Annotated in this window: 11 protein-coding genes and 1 pseudogene; 3 read left to right on the top strand and 9 right to left on the bottom strand. The window is 68.1% G+C overall.

Going from position 1 to position 15,697, the window contains the following annotated elements; all coding sequences use genetic code 11:
• Positions 1 to 31 precede the first annotated feature (31 nt).
• Positions 32 to 1,422: pseudogene (locus tag ITJ50_RS03390) on the bottom strand (aldehyde dehydrogenase family protein).
• 336 nt (positions 1,423 to 1,758) lie between these two features.
• On the opposite strand from ITJ50_RS03390, the gene ITJ50_RS03385 reads away from it, so the two are divergent.
• A complete protein-coding gene (locus ITJ50_RS03385) occupies positions 1,759 to 2,397 on the top strand; it encodes a hypothetical protein (RefSeq protein WP_194589907.1) in 639 nt (212 codons plus the stop codon).
• Here the strand turns inward: ITJ50_RS03385 and ITJ50_RS03380 are convergent.
• The 8 genes from ITJ50_RS03380 to ITJ50_RS03345 all read right to left on the bottom strand — a co-directional run bounded on the left by ITJ50_RS03380 (position 2,390) and on the right by ITJ50_RS03345 (position 10,319).
• Positions 2,390 to 3,451, bottom strand: coding sequence for a hypothetical protein (locus ITJ50_RS03380; RefSeq protein WP_194589906.1), 1,062 nt, complete (start codon positions 3,449 to 3,451; stop codon positions 2,390 to 2,392). The genes ITJ50_RS03385 and ITJ50_RS03380 overlap by 8 nt on opposite strands.
• A gap of 92 nt (positions 3,452 to 3,543) precedes the next feature.
• Positions 3,544 to 4,569 carry a helix-turn-helix domain-containing protein gene (locus tag ITJ50_RS03375; protein WP_194589905.1) on the bottom strand — a complete coding sequence of 342 codons (1,026 nt, stop codon included), beginning with the start codon at positions 4,567 to 4,569 and terminating at the stop codon, positions 3,544 to 3,546.
• Positions 4,570 to 4,964: 395 nt separating this feature from the next.
• Positions 4,965 to 6,329, bottom strand: a complete 1,365-nt coding sequence (gene dnaB, locus ITJ50_RS03370; protein ID WP_031260130.1) for a replicative DNA helicase — start codon at positions 6,327 to 6,329, stop codon at positions 4,965 to 4,967.
• A gap of 568 nt (positions 6,330 to 6,897) precedes the next feature.
• Complete coding sequence (rplI, locus tag ITJ50_RS03365) at positions 6,898 to 7,350, bottom strand: 50S ribosomal protein L9 (RefSeq protein WP_017887835.1); 453 nt, start codon at positions 7,348 to 7,350, stop codon at positions 6,898 to 6,900.
• A 14-nt stretch (positions 7,351 to 7,364) separates the two neighbouring features.
• Positions 7,365 to 7,622 carry a 30S ribosomal protein S18 gene (rpsR, locus tag ITJ50_RS03360; RefSeq protein WP_017887834.1) on the bottom strand — a complete coding sequence of 86 codons (258 nt, stop codon included), beginning with the start codon at positions 7,620 to 7,622 and terminating at the stop codon, positions 7,365 to 7,367.
• Between the two features lie 100 nt (positions 7,623 to 7,722).
• Complete coding sequence (locus tag ITJ50_RS03355; protein WP_194589904.1) at positions 7,723 to 8,292, bottom strand: single-stranded DNA-binding protein; 570 nt, start codon at positions 8,290 to 8,292, stop codon at positions 7,723 to 7,725.
• Between the two features lie 3 nt (positions 8,293 to 8,295).
• The gene (gene rpsF, locus ITJ50_RS03350) at positions 8,296 to 8,685 is read right to left on the bottom strand and encodes a 30S ribosomal protein S6 (RefSeq protein WP_017887832.1); all 390 of its coding nucleotides are present in this window, start codon (positions 8,683 to 8,685) and stop codon (positions 8,296 to 8,298) included.
• Between the two features lie 176 nt (positions 8,686 to 8,861).
• Positions 8,862 to 10,319, bottom strand: a complete 1,458-nt coding sequence (locus ITJ50_RS03345; RefSeq protein ID WP_194589903.1) for a CCA tRNA nucleotidyltransferase — start codon at positions 10,317 to 10,319, stop codon at positions 8,862 to 8,864.
• A 127-nt stretch (positions 10,320 to 10,446) separates the two neighbouring features.
• On the opposite strand from ITJ50_RS03345, the gene ITJ50_RS17260 reads away from it, so the two are divergent.
• The gene (locus ITJ50_RS17260) at positions 10,447 to 14,589 is read left to right on the top strand and encodes a DUF6049 family protein (protein ID WP_228500603.1); all 4,143 of its coding nucleotides are present in this window, start codon (positions 10,447 to 10,449) and stop codon (positions 14,587 to 14,589) included.
• Positions 14,590 to 14,683: 94 nt separating this feature from the next.
• Complete coding sequence (gene trxB / locus ITJ50_RS03335; RefSeq protein WP_017887829.1) at positions 14,684 to 15,682, top strand: thioredoxin-disulfide reductase; 999 nt, start codon at positions 14,684 to 14,686, stop codon at positions 15,680 to 15,682.
• Positions 15,683 to 15,697 lie beyond the last annotated feature (15 nt).

Genomic DNA, 15,697 nt, shown 5'->3' with positions numbered 1-15,697 from the left:
GTTGTGGAGGGCGTTGTGCTCGCAGTTCGCGTTAGAACGAGATGATCTTCGGAGCGGACACTGCCTCAAGGCCGGCGATGCCGAACTCTTGGCCGTATCCGGAGGCCTTCGTTCCGCCGAACGGGGGTCGAGGACTCCGTGCTTGTTGATCCGGACCGATCCGGCCTGCAGCCGCTTCGCGACCTCGACCGCGGCGGCACGGTCGTCGGACCAGACAGACGCTCCGAGGCCCTGCTCGAGGGCGTTGGCGCGGGCGACGACGTCGTCGATGTCTGAGTAGCGGATGACCGGGATAGCGGGGCCGAACTGCTCCTCGTCAACCAGCGACGTGCCGTCTTCGATGTCGGCGACGACAGTTGCCTGGTAGAACAGCGGGCCCAGCTCGGGGGCGGGAGCACCCCCGGCGACGATACGGGCGCCGGCGGCTCGAGCGTCGTCGACGAGTTCGGCGACGATGTCGAACTGCTGCTGGTTTTGGAGCGGGCCAAGGACGTTCCCGGCGACGAGACCGTTTCCCATCGGGGTGTTCTTCGCTCGGTCGGCGAGAGCGTTGACCACGTCGTCGTAGACGTACAGGCGCTTGAGCGCCGCGCAGGTCTGGCCGGTGTTGATGAAGATGCCCCAGAAGAGGTCGTCGGCGATCTTGTCGACGTCGGTGCCGGGCAGCACGATACCGGCGTCGTTACCGCCGAGCTCGAGGGTGAGACGCGCGAGGTTGTTCGCGGATGCCTCGACGATGCGTCGCCCGGTCGCGGTCGAGCCGGTGAACATGATCTTGGCAATGTTGGGGTGGGTGGTGAGAGCACCGCCGATGCCGCGATTGGCGACGATGACCGACAGGACGTCCTTGGGGAGGTGGCGGTTGTAGATCTCCGCGAGGGCGAGCACGGACAGGGACGTGTACTCGGACGGCTTCAACACGACGGTGTTACCCATGCGCAGCGCCGGGGCGATTTGCCACACCGCGATCATGACGGGCCAATTTCATGGTCCGATCGCGGCGACAACGCCCAGCGGGTCGTAGTGCACCTCGACGCGGCCGCTGTTGTCGTCCACGATCACTTCCGGCTCGACGGGCGTGTTCGCCGCGTCACGGGTCCAGGTCGCGGCTGCGCCGATCTCGAAGCGGGCGTTGGGTCCGTCGAGGGGCTTGCCCTGCTCACGGGAGAGCAGCACAGCGAGTTCCTCGAGGTTCGCTTCGAGGTCGTCGGCGATGGCGTTCAGGATCCGCGATCGTTCCGCGTGGCCAAGGGCCGCCCAACCGGGCTGCGCCTGTCGAGCGTCTTCCATCAGCGTGTTCAACAGCTCGGGCTCATGCTTCGGCGCGTAGCCGATGATCTTCCGGGTGGCGGCGTCCGGGACGGCTCGGCCCTCCTCGGGCGACACGGTGATGGAATCCAGGATGGACGGCTTCGTCGTCATTCGCAGGACGTGGCGAGCAGCCCTCAGGAGGGGTCAGCGCTCGCACTGCTCGTCGGCGTGCGGCCTGCTCGCGTCTCGTAGGGGCGACCACCGCCGCACACAGATTTGGGGGAGGCCCCACAGCGGTCGTATCCAGGCGACTCAGCGGTCACGGGGCGGGTCATCGTGCGGATTACGATTGTGCAGCCATCGCGTTCGGCACCGAAGTCGGACCGGCCGCATAGGGTCATGGAGAGCGGGAGGAACTGGGATGCTGCGAGACCAACGACATCGGGAACATGACGCATGCCGGATCGCCGCCGCCCTGGATCTTGGGACAGTCCTCGGTGATGCCAGGTGACTGCGGAGCTGCACCCGATTCCTCTGTCCTTCCGCGACTCGGTGCCTGATCACCAGCGGGTGTTCTGTCACTCGGGCGTCTTCGACGGCGCTGCGCTGACCGTCGTGTACGGAGTTGACTTAGACGAACATCGACGCCGCGTCGGCAGCGGTGTGTCTGCGATACCGAATGAGTACCTGCTCGCTGCTGCGATGACGCTTCCGGATGATGATCTGGCCCCGGTTCCGCCGCGTTTCACCGCACCCCTGACCGGTCCTGAAGGACACACTGTCTCTGCTGTGCTCGCGGATCCCGCGGGCGAGGTGTGGGGGCGCCGTATTCTCCAGCCGGTGGTCGAAGTGCTCGAGATCACAGCGGAGGCGGACAGCTGGACGCGAGGGTGTGCTGTCGCCCACGAGTGGGTCGGATACGGCCCGCGCGTCGTTCGGGTTGAAGAGCAAGATGCTGCCGACTGGTCACTGCTAATGACCGAAGCATCGCATTACGGCATCGGCATCGTCCGCGGCCTGCAGGACGATCGAATCCTCGAACCGGCGCCCTTCAGGCCTCGCCGATGGACTGCGGCGAGGTGGCGGTTCTCGGAGCTCGTATACGAGCAGTTCCTGCACCTCCTCCCGGGTGATCAGCTCAGCTGACCGGCTCTGCCCACACTTCCAGGTCGGTCGGAATCGGCAATGGCCTGCCGGTGTGCGTTTCGAGCTGCGGGTAGGTGTCCAGCGCGCCCTTCACCTGATCGTCCCAGGCGGCGAGCCGAGCGCTCGGTGCGAGACCTGTGGTCGAGTCGTGCAGTCGCCCGATCTCCACCAGGTTATGGAGGTGTCCGGTGTTCCGGTCGTGGTCCGTCCCGAAGAGTCGATCGATGGGCTGGCCGTCACAGACGGTGCAGAAGCACACGAACGGTTCTGCTTCGGCAAACCACACTCGCCGCATTTGCTTGGTGCGGACGAACCGGAGCATGTCGCCCACGAGCATGTGTGGGGCCATGTCTTCGGGGTCGATGGCGCTTCCGCGGGTTCCCACCGGGTTCAGCCGGCGCACCGAGGGGTACGCGCCGATGGCTGACGCGATGGCGCCGTGGGCGACGGCATCAAAGCCGAACATGTCGACCCGGTACGCCAGGACGGTGCCGGTCGTCTCGGTGATGAGTCGTCGGTACGCGCGCATGCGCTTGCGGCTCTCGAGCGGGTTCTTCTTGTCGGTGAAGGTCAACGCGACCGGGTGGCGGCTGCGGTCGATGACCTTCACGACCTGTCGGGCGTAGTCGGGGTTGCTGAGCCATCCTGCGCTCAGCGGCAGGGTGAACAGGACGTCGTCGCGGTCGATGGCGTTCGCTTCGCGGAGGGCGTTCTTGAGGGTGCGGGAGTCGCCCGCCTTGATCTGTCCGGTCGGCGTCATCGCCAACGCGCTCCCGGCCATGCGTTGCATGCTGAGGTGCCAGTCGAGGTTGGGTGGGATGAGGTCGTTCTCATCCCGGTCGAGCAGGAACGGGGCGTCTTCGGTCGCCCAGTAGTTCCGGACTGCGGTGGGTTCCGCGATCATCGGCACGGTCGGGTACTGCGGTTGCAGACGCTGCACACGTGACATGGCGTGAGTGCCGGCTGCGAAGATACCGCCGGTGTAGAGGGAGACAGAGTCCATCGCGTGGAGGACGTTGTCACCGCAGACGTGGAACTGCCGGCCGGCGAGCAACTCGCGGGCGTCCTGTTCGATGGGACGCGGGGTAGGGCTCGCGGGCGCGAGCGCCGACAGTGCAGTGTTGTTGATGACTGAGAACTGAGTCGTCATGCGTGTTCCTCCATGAACGTTGATGAGAACTCCTGTGGAAGCATGTGTGCCTTGCGTGCAAGCTGATCGATCGTAGTTCCGCCGTCGAGGGCGGCGGCGATGGATCTCGTGAGTGCCTGAGGTTGTTCGGTGGGGATCGGGTCTGGTTCGCGACGATGCATCCCAGAGGTGCTGAGCCGGATGCTCCATTCGCGGTAGGTCCGGTCATCGATGAGGGCTTCGTCGTGGGCGCGGCGGATCAGGGCAGCGAGTGAGATCTTCCAGCGTCGTTTGAGGGGCAACAGCGTCTCCACGCTCGGGTCTGCTGGCCACTCGGCCCGCAGTTTCCGGCCGGGGAGGAGGAACTCGCCTGCGAAGGCGTCCGCTTGTCGTTCCTGCTCGTCGCCGCCGGCGTCGTTGTGCATCACGGCGTGCCCGAGCTCATGCGCGATCGTGAATCGCTGGCGCTCGGCGGGAACGTGTTCGCCGACGAGGACGACTGGCCGAGCTTCGGCCGGCCACGTTGCGATTGCGTCGACCTGCAGGGAATCGAGGGGCCACCGCAAGACAGTGACTCCCGCAGCTTCGACTGTGGCGATCAGGTCAGAGATCGGGTCCTGGCCGAGCTGGAGCTCGGAGCGCACGTCCTGAGCGACTTCCTGCGGCGTGACAAACCCGTCCACGAGGTCGTGCCGACGCAGCTCGGAGCGAGTGTGGCCGAGGATCGCTTCCGCGCGTTGCTGCATCAGGGCCGCGTCGGCGCCGATCTTGGTGAGTGCACCCTTCGGGGTCGACTTCCTCTTTCGGTGGAAGACGCGAGCCGGCGCAATCGCTGCCCGTGCTTCGAGGAAAGCCTCCACGGGCACACCGAGTGCGTCTGCAACGGCGGCCCAGCGCTCAGGGTCGAGGTCGAGCAGACCGGATTCGACTTTCGACAAGGTGCCCTGGGACACCCCGGATACCTCCGCGAGAGCAGTCTGCGTCAGACCTCGAGACAGCCTGACCGTCTCGAGGAGTGATGCGCGCGGGGAGAGGTTGGCCATGGGACCAGCATACACCCAGTCACGGATTATTCCGAGCACCTGCCGATTTTCGACGGCCACGGGGAGGGAGCGCCGAGAGGAGCGGCCCTGAGGGCCCCCTGGGAGCAGGCAGTCACTGAGGCGCCAGGAGAGAATCCCGTCCTGACGGAAGACAGCATTGTTGCCGGGAGGAGACCATGACTCGGCGATGCCCTTGGCAGCTGAAGTGTGGCCGTACCGAATAGAGCTTCGACACAGCCTGTCGAACCTGGGCGGCACCTGCGCGTATGCAGCGGAACTTGTGCTCCAGCCCCACAGCGACGCTGAGCAAGCAGCAGTACTTGTCAAAAGCGAGGCCTTGGACAATCTATGCTGCGCGTTTGACACGTAATACCCGCAGCCACAACAACAGGCTCCTACTGCGGCATGTCGACGAACCGCGAGAACATCCCGTGGAACGCCACGGTGATGGTGTCCGTCGGCCCGTTGCGGTGCTTCGCCACGATCAGGTCCGCCTCACCCTGACGTGGGTTGTCCTTCTCGTACGCCGACTCACGGTGCAGCAGGATGACCATGTCAGCGTCCTGCTCGATGGAGCCGGACTCACGCAGGTCGGAGATAGCGGGCTTCTTGTCGGCACGCTGCTCGGGCCCACGGTTCAGCTGTGACAGTGCGATGACGGGCACCTGGAGCTCCTTGGCCATCAGCTTGAGGGCACGCGAGAACTCGGAGACCTCTTGCTGGCGGCTCTCGACCTTCTTGCCGGACGTCATCAGCTGCAGGTAGTCGATGACCACGAGCTTCAGGTTGTGCTGCTGCTTGAGTCGACGGCACTTGGCGCGGATCTCGACGAGCGTCATGTTGGGGGAGTCGTCGATGAAGAACGGGGCGTCGTTGATGCGACCGCGGGTCTGCGCGATGGTGGTCCAGTCGCGGGAGTCCACGGTGCCCTTGCGCATGTTCTGCAGCGGCACGCTGGTCTCGGCGGAGAGCAGACGCATGGCGATCTCGGCGCGGCCCATCTCGAGCGAGAAGAACGCGGCGGTCTGGTCGTGCTTGATCGCGGCGGCGCGGCACAGGTCGAGCGCGAGCGTCGACTTGCCCAGCGCAGGGCGGGCGGCGACGATGATGAGCTGTCCGGGGTGGAAGCCGTTGGTCAGGCCGTCGAGCTGCGCGAACCCGGTCGGCACGCCGGTCATCTGGCCGTCGCGGCCCTTGGCGGCCTCGATCTCGTCGAGGGCGGCGGAGATGGCGTCGGTCAGCGGGACGTAGTCCTCGGTCTGCACACCACCGGCGACGTTGTAGACCTCGGCCTGGGCGCTGTTGACGAGGTCGGTGACCTCACCTTCCGACGCGTAGCCCATCTGGACGATGCGGGTGCCGGCGTCGACCAGCCGACGGAGCACGGCCTTCTCGGCGACGATGCCGGCGTAGTAGCCGGCGTTCGCGGCGGTCGGCACCATGCTCGTGACGCTGTGCAGGTACTCGGCGCCGCCGGCGCGGGACAGCAGGCCGGTCTTGGTCAGCTCGTCGGTGACGGCGATGACGTCGGTGGGTTCACCGTGCGAGTAGAGCGACAGGATCGCGTCGAAGATGACCTCGTGCTTGGGGACGTAGAAGTCCACGCCGCGTGCGGTCTCGATGACGTCGGCGACGGCGTCCTTCGACAGGAGCATGCCGCCGATGGTCGACTGCTCCGCGAGCATGTCGTGCGGCGGGGTGCGTTCCATGCCGCGCTCCGCGTAGTCCTGCGGTGCGGGCTCAAGATGTGCGATCGACACACGCTCTCCTCTGTTGACGACACGGACCGGAACCGGCGGGACAGCACCCACCGGCCGGAACCCGCACCCCTGTTTCTACCCCCGGCGACCGACATCCCCGAGTCGCTGGCCCAACGTACGGCCCGAGAGTTATCCCCAACAAACGGCCCTGTGGATAACTCTGTGGAGAGGCTGCGGAACACGCCGGACTGCTGTGTGGACAACTGTGGAGGACCCTGTGGAAAAATGCCCGTGCGAACACACTTTCGACCGCTTGACCTGGGCTTTTGTGTTGCACACGGTGTGTGGAAAAGTGGGGTTCAACTACCCCTTGAAGGTTCCGATTTGACACGTTTCCACTGTGTAAAACGACTTGACAAGCACCCCTCCTGTGGGAAGAGTTCTCGGCCCGCTCCCAGCCAGCCTGACCCCGCATGCAACGTAACCTGCCAGCCGAGTCGACCCGCGCCTCCAGGCCGGTGACCGTCTCGGCGACAGCCGTACGACAAGCCGCGCGACCGCCCCTGGAACGCAACGACGGGCGGGCCTCCCGGAGGAGACCCGCCCGTCGTGGAGCGGAACGTCAGTGCTACTTGGCAGCGACGACCTGGAGCGAGATCACGGCAGTGATGTCCTCGCGCAGGCGCACGGTGGCCTCGTGGTCACCGACGGTCTTGATGGTCGCGGGGACCTCGACCTTGCGCTTGTCGAGCGAGCCGACGCCCTGCGCCTGGACGGCGTCAGCGACGTCGCCCGGACGGACGGAGCCGAACAGACGACCGTCCTTGCCGGCCTTCACCGACAGGGTGATGGTCGCGTTCTCGAGCTTCATCTTGAGGTCCTGTGCCTCTTCGATGGTGGCGAGCTCGCGCGCGGTACGCGCGGCACGGATCGACTCGACCTGCTTCTCGCCGCCCTTGGACCACGCGACAGCGAAGCCCTGGGGGATGAGGTAGTTGCGGGCGTAGCCGTTCTTGACGTCGACGACGTCACCAGCGGAACCGAGGCCGGAGACCTCGTGGGTGAGGATGAGCTTCGACATGTGTCGACCTCCGATCAGCGGCCGGAGCCGGCGTAGGGGAGGAGCGCCATCTCACGGGCGTTCTTCACGGCACGGGCGATGAGGCGCTGCTCCTGGACGGAGACGCCGGTGATGCGACGGGCGCGGATCTTTCCACGCTCCGAGATGAACTTGCGAAGGGTCGCAACGTCCTTGTAGTCGATGACGCCGACCTTGATCGACTTCGCGGGAGCAGCATTCTTGCCGCCCTTGCCGCGAGGCTTCCGGCGGTCGCCGGTGCTCTTTCCAGCCATAGTGATTTGTCCTTAGAAGAAAAGTTGTGTGTCCGTCGGAACCGGGAGGGTCAGTCCGGAACTCGCAGTTGCCGCTGTCAGGCGGCGCTGCGTGCTCCGATCAGAACGGGGTCTCGTCGTCGAAGTTGCCGCCGGGGGTGCTCCACACGTCGTTCGACTGTGCGTTGCCGCCACCCTGCTGGCCGCCCTGGGGAGACCAGGGCGCGTCCGACTGAGCGCCACCGTTGTTGTTCCAGTTGCCGCCGCCGCTGCCCGCGGGGGCGTTGCCGCCGCCGCCGACCTGGCCACGACCGCCGCCACTGCCACCCGCTGCGCGGGTGATCTGTGCGGTCGCGTAGCGGAGCGACGGGCCGATCTCGTCGACCTCGAGCTCGATGCTCGTGCGCTGCTGGCCCTCACGGTCCTGGTAGGAACGCTGACGCAGACGACCCTGCGCGATGACGCGCGAGCCCTTGGTCAGCGACCCCGCCACGTGCTCGGCGAACTCGCGCCACACACTCGCACGGAGGAACAGCGCGTCGCCGTCCTTCCACTCGTTCGCCTGACGGTCGAACGTGCGAGGGGTCGACGCGATGGTGAAGTTCGCCACGGCGAGCCCGTTCTGCGTGTAGCGCAGCTCGGGGTCCGCGGTGAGGTTGCCCACCACCGTGATGACGGTTTCGCCGGCCACGGGTTACTCGGCGCTCGCGGTCGCGGTTGCGGTCTGGGAGGCGTTGGCAGCCTTGCGGGCCGCCCGTGCCTCGTCACGCTGCTTCTGGGCGGCGACCTGCGCGATGCCCTCTTCAGCGCGGAGGACCTTCGTGCGGAGCACGGCCTCGGAGAGACCGAGCTGACGGTCGAGCTCCTTGGCGGCCTCGGGCGACGACGTGAAGTCGACGACGGCGTAGATGCCCTCGGACTTCTTCGCGATCTCGTACGCGAGCCGGCGACGGCCCCAGACGTCCACGTTGTCGACGGTGCCACCCGCGTTGCGGATCACGGCCAGGAACTTGTCCAGGCTGGGAGCGACGGTGCGCTCATCGATCTCGGGGTCGAGGATCGCCATCAGTTCGTACTGGTGCATGCGGAACCCACCTCCTCTGGTCTCAGCGGCCCCGGGCGGTTCCCGGGGCAGGAGGGTTGATGCATGTGCCCCAGACCACGCAGGTGCGCGAGGGGCAACCTGGGTAGCCTACCGGACTGCCTGGAGGCGCGCCACCGGCCTGTGGAGAACGGTTCCGCCCGTCAGGCGGTCGCGTCTCAGGTGCCGGTGGCGCCGGTGCCGCCGGTCTCGCCACGGGCGGCCCACCACGCGCGCAGGCGCTCCTCGGCGGTCTCCTCGCCGAGGGGTCCTTCGTCCATCCGGGCCTCGAGCAGGAACCGGTAGGCCTCGCCCACGGCACGCCCCGGCGGGATGTCGAGGATGCGCATGATGTCGTCGCCGGTCAGGTCCGGACGGATCGACTCGAGTTCCTCTTGTTCCGACAGCACCCGGATGCGTTCCTCCAGGTCGTCGTACGCGAACGCCAGCCGGTCGGCCTTGCGGCGGTTGCGGGTGGTCACGTCCGAGCGGGTGAGCTCGTGCAGTCGCTCGAGCTGGTCCCCGGCGTCGCGGACGTAGCGGCGGACGGCCGAGTCGGTCCAGGCGCCCTCGGTGTACCCGAAGAAGCGCAGGTGCAGCTCGATCAGCCGGGACACCGCGGCGATGGTGTCGTTGTCGAAGCGGAGCGCACGGAGCCGCTTCTTCGCCATCTTCGAGCCGACCAGGTCGTGGTGGTGGAAGCTCACGGCGCCGCCGGGCTCGAGCTTGCGCGTCGCGGGCTTGCCGATGTCGTGCAGCAGCGCCGCGAGCCGGAGCACGGTGTCCGGGGGATCGCCGGCGTGCCGCTCGGCCTCGTACCCGATGGCCTGCTCGAGCACGGTGAGCGAGTGCTCGTAGACGTCCTTGTGGTGGTGGTGCTCGTCGACCTCGAGCCGCATCTCGGGCAGCTCCGGCAGGAACCGCTCGGCGAGGCCGGTGTCGACGAGCAGCCGGATGCCGGGGACGGGGTCGCTGGTGTTGAGGAGCTTGACGAGCTCGTCGCGCACGCGCTCGGCGGACACGATGTCGATCGACGCGACGAGCTCCTGCATCGCGGCGCGCACGTCGTCGTCGACGGTGAACCCGAGCTGGGACGTGAACCGGGCCGCGCGCATCATCCGCAGGGGGTCGTCGCGGAACGAGACGACCGCGGTCTGTGGCGTCCGGAGCCGTGCGGCGAGCAGGTCCTCGACGCCGCCGTGCACGTCGACGAGTTCGCGGGCCGGCAGCCGCAGCGCCATGGCGTTCACCGTGAAGTCGCGACGGAGCAGGTCGTCCTCGATGGTGTCGCCGAACGCGACCTCGGGCTTGCGGGTCTCGCCGTCGTAGACGTCGCTGCGGTACGTGGTGATCTCGACCTGCTCGCCGGCGACCCGTGCGGCGATGGTGCCGAACTGGCGGCCGACGTCCCACGTGGCGCTCGCGATGGGTTCGACGATCCGCAGGATGTCGTCGGGCCGGGCGTCGGTCGTGAAGTCGAGGTCGGTCACCGGACGGCCGAGGAACGCGTCACGGACGGGCCCGCCGACCAGGGCGAGTTCGTGTCCGGCGTCGGCGAAGGCCCGAGCGAGGAGGTCGACGGGCTCGGTGGTGGCGAGTGCGTCGAGTCGTTCGACGGCCTGGGCAACGGACTGCATGACGGTGCTCATCCTCCCAGATCGAGGCCCCGAGTTCTCCACAAGCCGCGCGCGCACGGGTCCTGTTCATGGTCGCGCCTCATACACTCGTGCTCGGCCCGAACCGACCCCGTGGCCCGCTCCCCGTATGCAGATGCTCCGCACCACGCTCGCCGCAGCCGCGTCGACCCTCGTCGCGCTCGGCCTGGTCGTCGCGCCCGTCACCACCGACCACGCCTCGGCCGCCACGGTCTCCGCACCGAAGAGCCACGTCGCCGACCCGGCCGCCGCCGACGCGGGGAAGGCGACCATCTCGATCGCCCCCGCGAACCGGGGGATCGTCCAGCGCGACCAGGACCTCACCCTGTCGGTCACCGTCACGAACGACACCGACGCAGCTCTGCCGGCGGGCACCGCGGAGTTCGACATCTTCCGCTCGGTGAGCACCCGGGACGTCCTGGCGAGCTGGCTCAACGACACCACCACAACCGGTTACCTCGGCGCCCCGATGGACTCCGTGGACATCCCGGCGGTCCCAGCGCACCGTTCGGTCACGATCGACTCGGTCGACATCGTCTCCGGCAACGTGGCACTCGGCGGGTACTCGTCGTTCGGTGCCCGGCGCATCGCGGCGGAGTACACGGCGGGTGACGCCTTCGCCGTCGACCGGTCCGCGATCACCTGGTACCCGGACTTCGAGCAGGCTCCGGTCAGCGTGTCCGTGGCGATGCCCGTCACGGTGCCGAAGTCCACCGACGGCATCCTCAGCGCTGCCGTGCTGGCCGCCGCGACCTCGGTGGACGGCACCCTCACGCAGCAGCTCGACGCGGCCGAAGACCACAACGTCGCCGTGGCCGTCGACCCGCGGATCATCGCCTCGATCCGGATCCTCGGCGAGAACGCCCCCTCGAGCGCGGTCAGCTGGCTCCAACGCCTGCAGGCCATGCGCAACGAGACCTTCGCGTTGCCATACGCCGACGCGGACGTGACCGGGCTCCGGCAGGCCGGGTCCGACGGCATCCTGTCGCCGATCTCCCTCGACGAGTCCGTCAAGGCCGAGAACTTCCCCGGCGCCGAGACCCCGGCGCCGACGCCGAGCGCCACCCCGGGGCAGACCTCGTCACCGGCGCCCGCCCAGGCCCCGGACGACGCCACGACCGACCCGGGGACCGACCAGGCGCAGGAGACCCTGCCCACCACGGAGTCCCTGCTCGACTTCCCCTACTCGATGGACCCGATCGCCTGGCCGACCGACGGCACGGTGTCCTCCGACGACCTCCCCGCACTCCGGCGAGCCGGCACGAAGACCACCATCGTCTCGAGCGGCAACACCTCGGCCGGCGCGGACACCACGATCGCCGCGTCCGAGAAGATCGGCGGCGACCACGTGCTCGTCTCCGACCAGTCGATGTCGTCGATGCTCCGCCGCGCAGCGACCGCCCCCGACCGCCAGAGCTGGTCGTCGACGATGTCCGAGCTCACCGCGACCCTGGCCACCTCGGCCCGTGAAGGCTCGGCGACGGGCCCGATCCTGCTCACCCTGGGTCGCGAGTGGCCGTCCGACTCCACGCGGCTCAGCCAGGCGCTGGACGCGCTCGAGGGCACCCCGTGGGTCGCTCCCGCCGACCTCTCCACCGCCTCGGACGCCACACCCGGGTCGCTGACGCTCGCCAGCGCGTCCACCGGCGATTCCCGCATCGACCAGCTCCAGAAGCTCGTGCGGGGGGAGCAGGGCCTCACCGCGTTCGCGACGATCCTCGGCGACCCGAACCAGCTGACGGCCCCGGCACGGCTCCGCCTGCTCGCCCTCGCCTCGAACGCCTGGCGCGATGACGACCAGGGTCTCGCAGCCGCGGTGGAGGCCCGAGCGGCCGCGTGGGCGAAGAGCACGACCGAGGTCGGCATCGTCGACTCGAGCAGTCTCACCCTGCTCGGCGACCGGTCGTCGCTGCCGGTGTCCATCCGGAACAGCTCCGACTACCCGGTCACGGTGCACCTGTCCGTGCAGCCGTCCAACTCGGCGCTCCGGGTCGTCCGGAACGACATCGTCGTCGAGATCCAGCCGGACTCCTCCACCCGTGCCACCGTCCCGGTGCAGTCGGTCGCGAACGGCACGGTCGAGCTGACGATGTCGCTCTCGAGTCCGACCGGTGTCGCCGTCGCCCAGCCCGCCACGGTCGAGCTCAACGTGCAGGCGCAGTGGGAGACCGTCATCACCGCGGTCGCTGCGATCGCCCTGATCGGCATCTTCGGCTTCGGCATCTTCCGCAGCATCCGCAAGCGCATCCGGCGCCGCAACGGCGAACTCGACGACGAGGACGACGACGACCCGAACCGCCCCCTGGCGGTCCAGCCGACGGTCGGGGGCGCGCAGGCGACGACGACCCGGCCCGGAGGCACGGATCACCCCTCCGGAGCAGCAACCGCACCCAGCGTGGCCGCGTCCACGGCCGCTGCGGCCGCTGCGGCCGCAGGAACGCCGGCCGCCACGTCGACCACGGCGCCGGCCACGGCGGTGGACCACGGCCCCCTGCAGGACGCCATCGCGCGCGCCGGGGCCGAGCCGCGCCTCCCGTCCGACGGCGCACGCACCACCGTCGCGGACGACCGCGACGCCGAGGAGCCGACCATCAGCGCCAGCCAGCCCCAGCCCGACGTCGACGCCGAGCCGGTCGCCGAGCGCAGTCTCGGCCGGGCGAGCGCGATGCTCGCGGCGGGCACGATGGTGAGCCGGATCCTCGGCTTCGCGAAGACGTTCGTGCTCGCGTACGCGATCGGGCAGAACGCGAGCCCCTCGGCCAACGCCTTCGCGGTCGCGAACCAGCTGCCGAACAACATCTACGCGCTCATCGCCGGCGGTCTGCTGTCCGCCGTGCTCATCCCGCAGATCGTCCGCGCGATGAAGACCGGCACGGACGGCGGCCAGGCGTACGTCAACAAGATCGTGACGCTCGGTGGATCCGTGTTCGTCGTCATCGCGATCGTGGCGACGGTGTTCGCACCGTTGCTGGTCCGGTTCTACACGAGCTCATCGGTCGGCTCCGGGCCCGAGGCGACCGACCTCGCCGTCGCCTTCGCGTTCTGGTGCCTGCCGCAGATCCTCTTCTACGCGATGTACTCGCTGCTCGGCGAGGTCCTCAACGCGAAGCAGGTCTTCGGGCCGTTCACGTGGGCGCCGCTGCTCAACAACGTCATCGCCATCGGCGGCCTCGTCCTGTTCATCGCCCTGTACGGCACCAGCGGCAGCCAGCTCGACCAGTGGACGCCGGCGAAGATCGCACTCCTGGCCGGCAGCGCATCGCTCGGTGTCTTCGCCCAGGCAGCGTTCCTGCCGTTCTTCTGGAAGCGCGCCGGCCTGTCGTTCCGCCCCGACTTCCGGTGGCGCGGTGTGGGCCTCAAGTCCACGGGGACCGCTGCCGGCTGGCTCTTCGCGATGATCCTCGTCACCCAGATCGCCGGCATCGTGCAGTCGCAGGTCGCGTGGCTCGGACGGGACGACGGTCCGGGCAACGCCGTGCTCGGCAACGCCTGGCTGATCTTCATGCTCCCGCACTCGATCATCACGGTGTCCATCGCGACGGCGTACTTCACCCGGATGAGCCACGACGCCGAGCGCGGTGACCTCGACGCGGTCCGCCGCAACCTGTCGCTGTCCCTGCGCATCGTCGGGCTGTTCACCGTCTTCGCCTCGGTGGCACTGATCGTCGTCGCGGTCCCGTTCGGCCGCCTGTACGAGGGCACGTTCGAGAGTGCCCTGCAGGTCGGTGCCGTGCTCGTCGCCTACATGCCGGGTCTCGTCCTGTTCAGCATGCTGTTCGTCATCCAGCGCGTCTTCTGGGCGATGCACGACCACCGCACCCCGTTCCTCATGCAGTGCATCCAGTCGGTGCTCTTCGTCATCGGGGCCCTGGCGGTCTCGACGTTCCCGACCTCGGTCATCGGCATCGGTGTCGCCGCCTGCACCACGATCGCCGGATCGGCGCAGACGATCGTCGCGCTCGTGGTCGTCCGCAAGCGGCTGGGGCACATCGAGGGGCCGGTGATCACCCGGTCGCACGTCCAGTTCGTCATCGCGGCGCTGATCTCCGGCGTCGTCGGGCTCCTCGTCGTGAACTTCTTCGGTGCCTTCTCGGTGTCCGGGTTCGCGATGTCCGACCGCACCGGGGCCCTCATCACGATCGTCCTCACCGGCGCCGCGATGGTCGCCGTGTACTTCGGAGCCCTGGTCGTCGCGAAGAACGGCGAGATCGGCAACGCCGTCCGGATGCTCCGCAGCAAGCTCGGCCGCTGATCCCAGCCGGTCACCGCACGCTCACGGGTCGTGCGGAATGCCACGCCGGTACGATGGGTTGACCCGGTCAGACGCAACGGAAGGGCAATCAGGCATGCGCCAGCTCATCATCATCGGTTCCGGTCCGGCCGGGTTCACCGCCGGCATCTACGCAGCGCGCGCAGAACTCAAGCCGCTCATCGTCGCCTCCAGTGTCGAGACGGGCGGTGAACTCACCAAGACGACCGAGGTCGAGAACTTCCCCGGCTTCCCCGAGGGGATCCAGGGCCCCGACCTCATGATCAAGATGCAGGAGCAGGCCGAGAAGTTCGGTGCCGAGGTCCTGTACGACGACGCCGTCTCCGTCGACCTGACCGGCAAGGTCAAGAAGGTCACCGTCGGCTCGGGCGAGACGTACGAGGCGCTCGCGGTCATCTACGCCACCGGCTCGGCGTACCGCCACCTCGGTCTCCCCGACGAAGAGCGCCTGTCCGGCCACGGTGTCTCGTGGTGCGCGACCTGCGACGGCTTCTTCTTCCGCCAGAAGAACATCGCCGTCGTCGGCGGTGGCGACTCCGCGATGGAAGAGGCGACGTTCCTCACCCGCTTCGCCGACAAGGTGACGGTCATCCACCGCAAGGACTCGCTGCGTGCGTCGAAGATCATGCAGGACCGCGCGATGAACGACCCGAAGATCGAGTTCGCGTGGAACAAGGCGGTCACCGGCATCACGGGTGACTCCGCGGTCGAGGGCGTCACCCTCACGGACACCGTGACGGGTGAGGAGTCCGAGCTCGCACTGGACGGCCTGTTCATCGCGATCGGCAACGACCCGCGCACGCACCTGATCCACGGCCAGATCGACATCGCGCCCGAGGGCACGATCGCTGTCCAGGGCCGCTCGTCGAAGACCAACCTGCCGGGTGTCTTCGCCGCCGGTGACGTCATCGACCCGACCTACCGCCAGGCCATCACGGCCGCCGGTTCGGGTACGGTCGCCGCGCTCGACGCCGAGAAGTACCTCGCCGAGCTCGACGACGAACTGACGAACGAGGCCGAGGGTGTCGGTCCGACCGAACCTGCCATGGTCGACGTCATCGCCTCCCGGGCCTGAGCAGTCTCGGAATAC

It is taken from the genome of Curtobacterium sp. VKM Ac-2889 (genome assembly GCF_015350855.1).
Taxonomy (GTDB): Bacteria; Actinomycetota; Actinomycetes; order Actinomycetales; family Microbacteriaceae; genus Curtobacterium; species Curtobacterium poinsettiae.
Note: the sequence above shows the minus strand (reverse complement) of the source record. Positions and strands in the feature narration are given on the sequence as shown.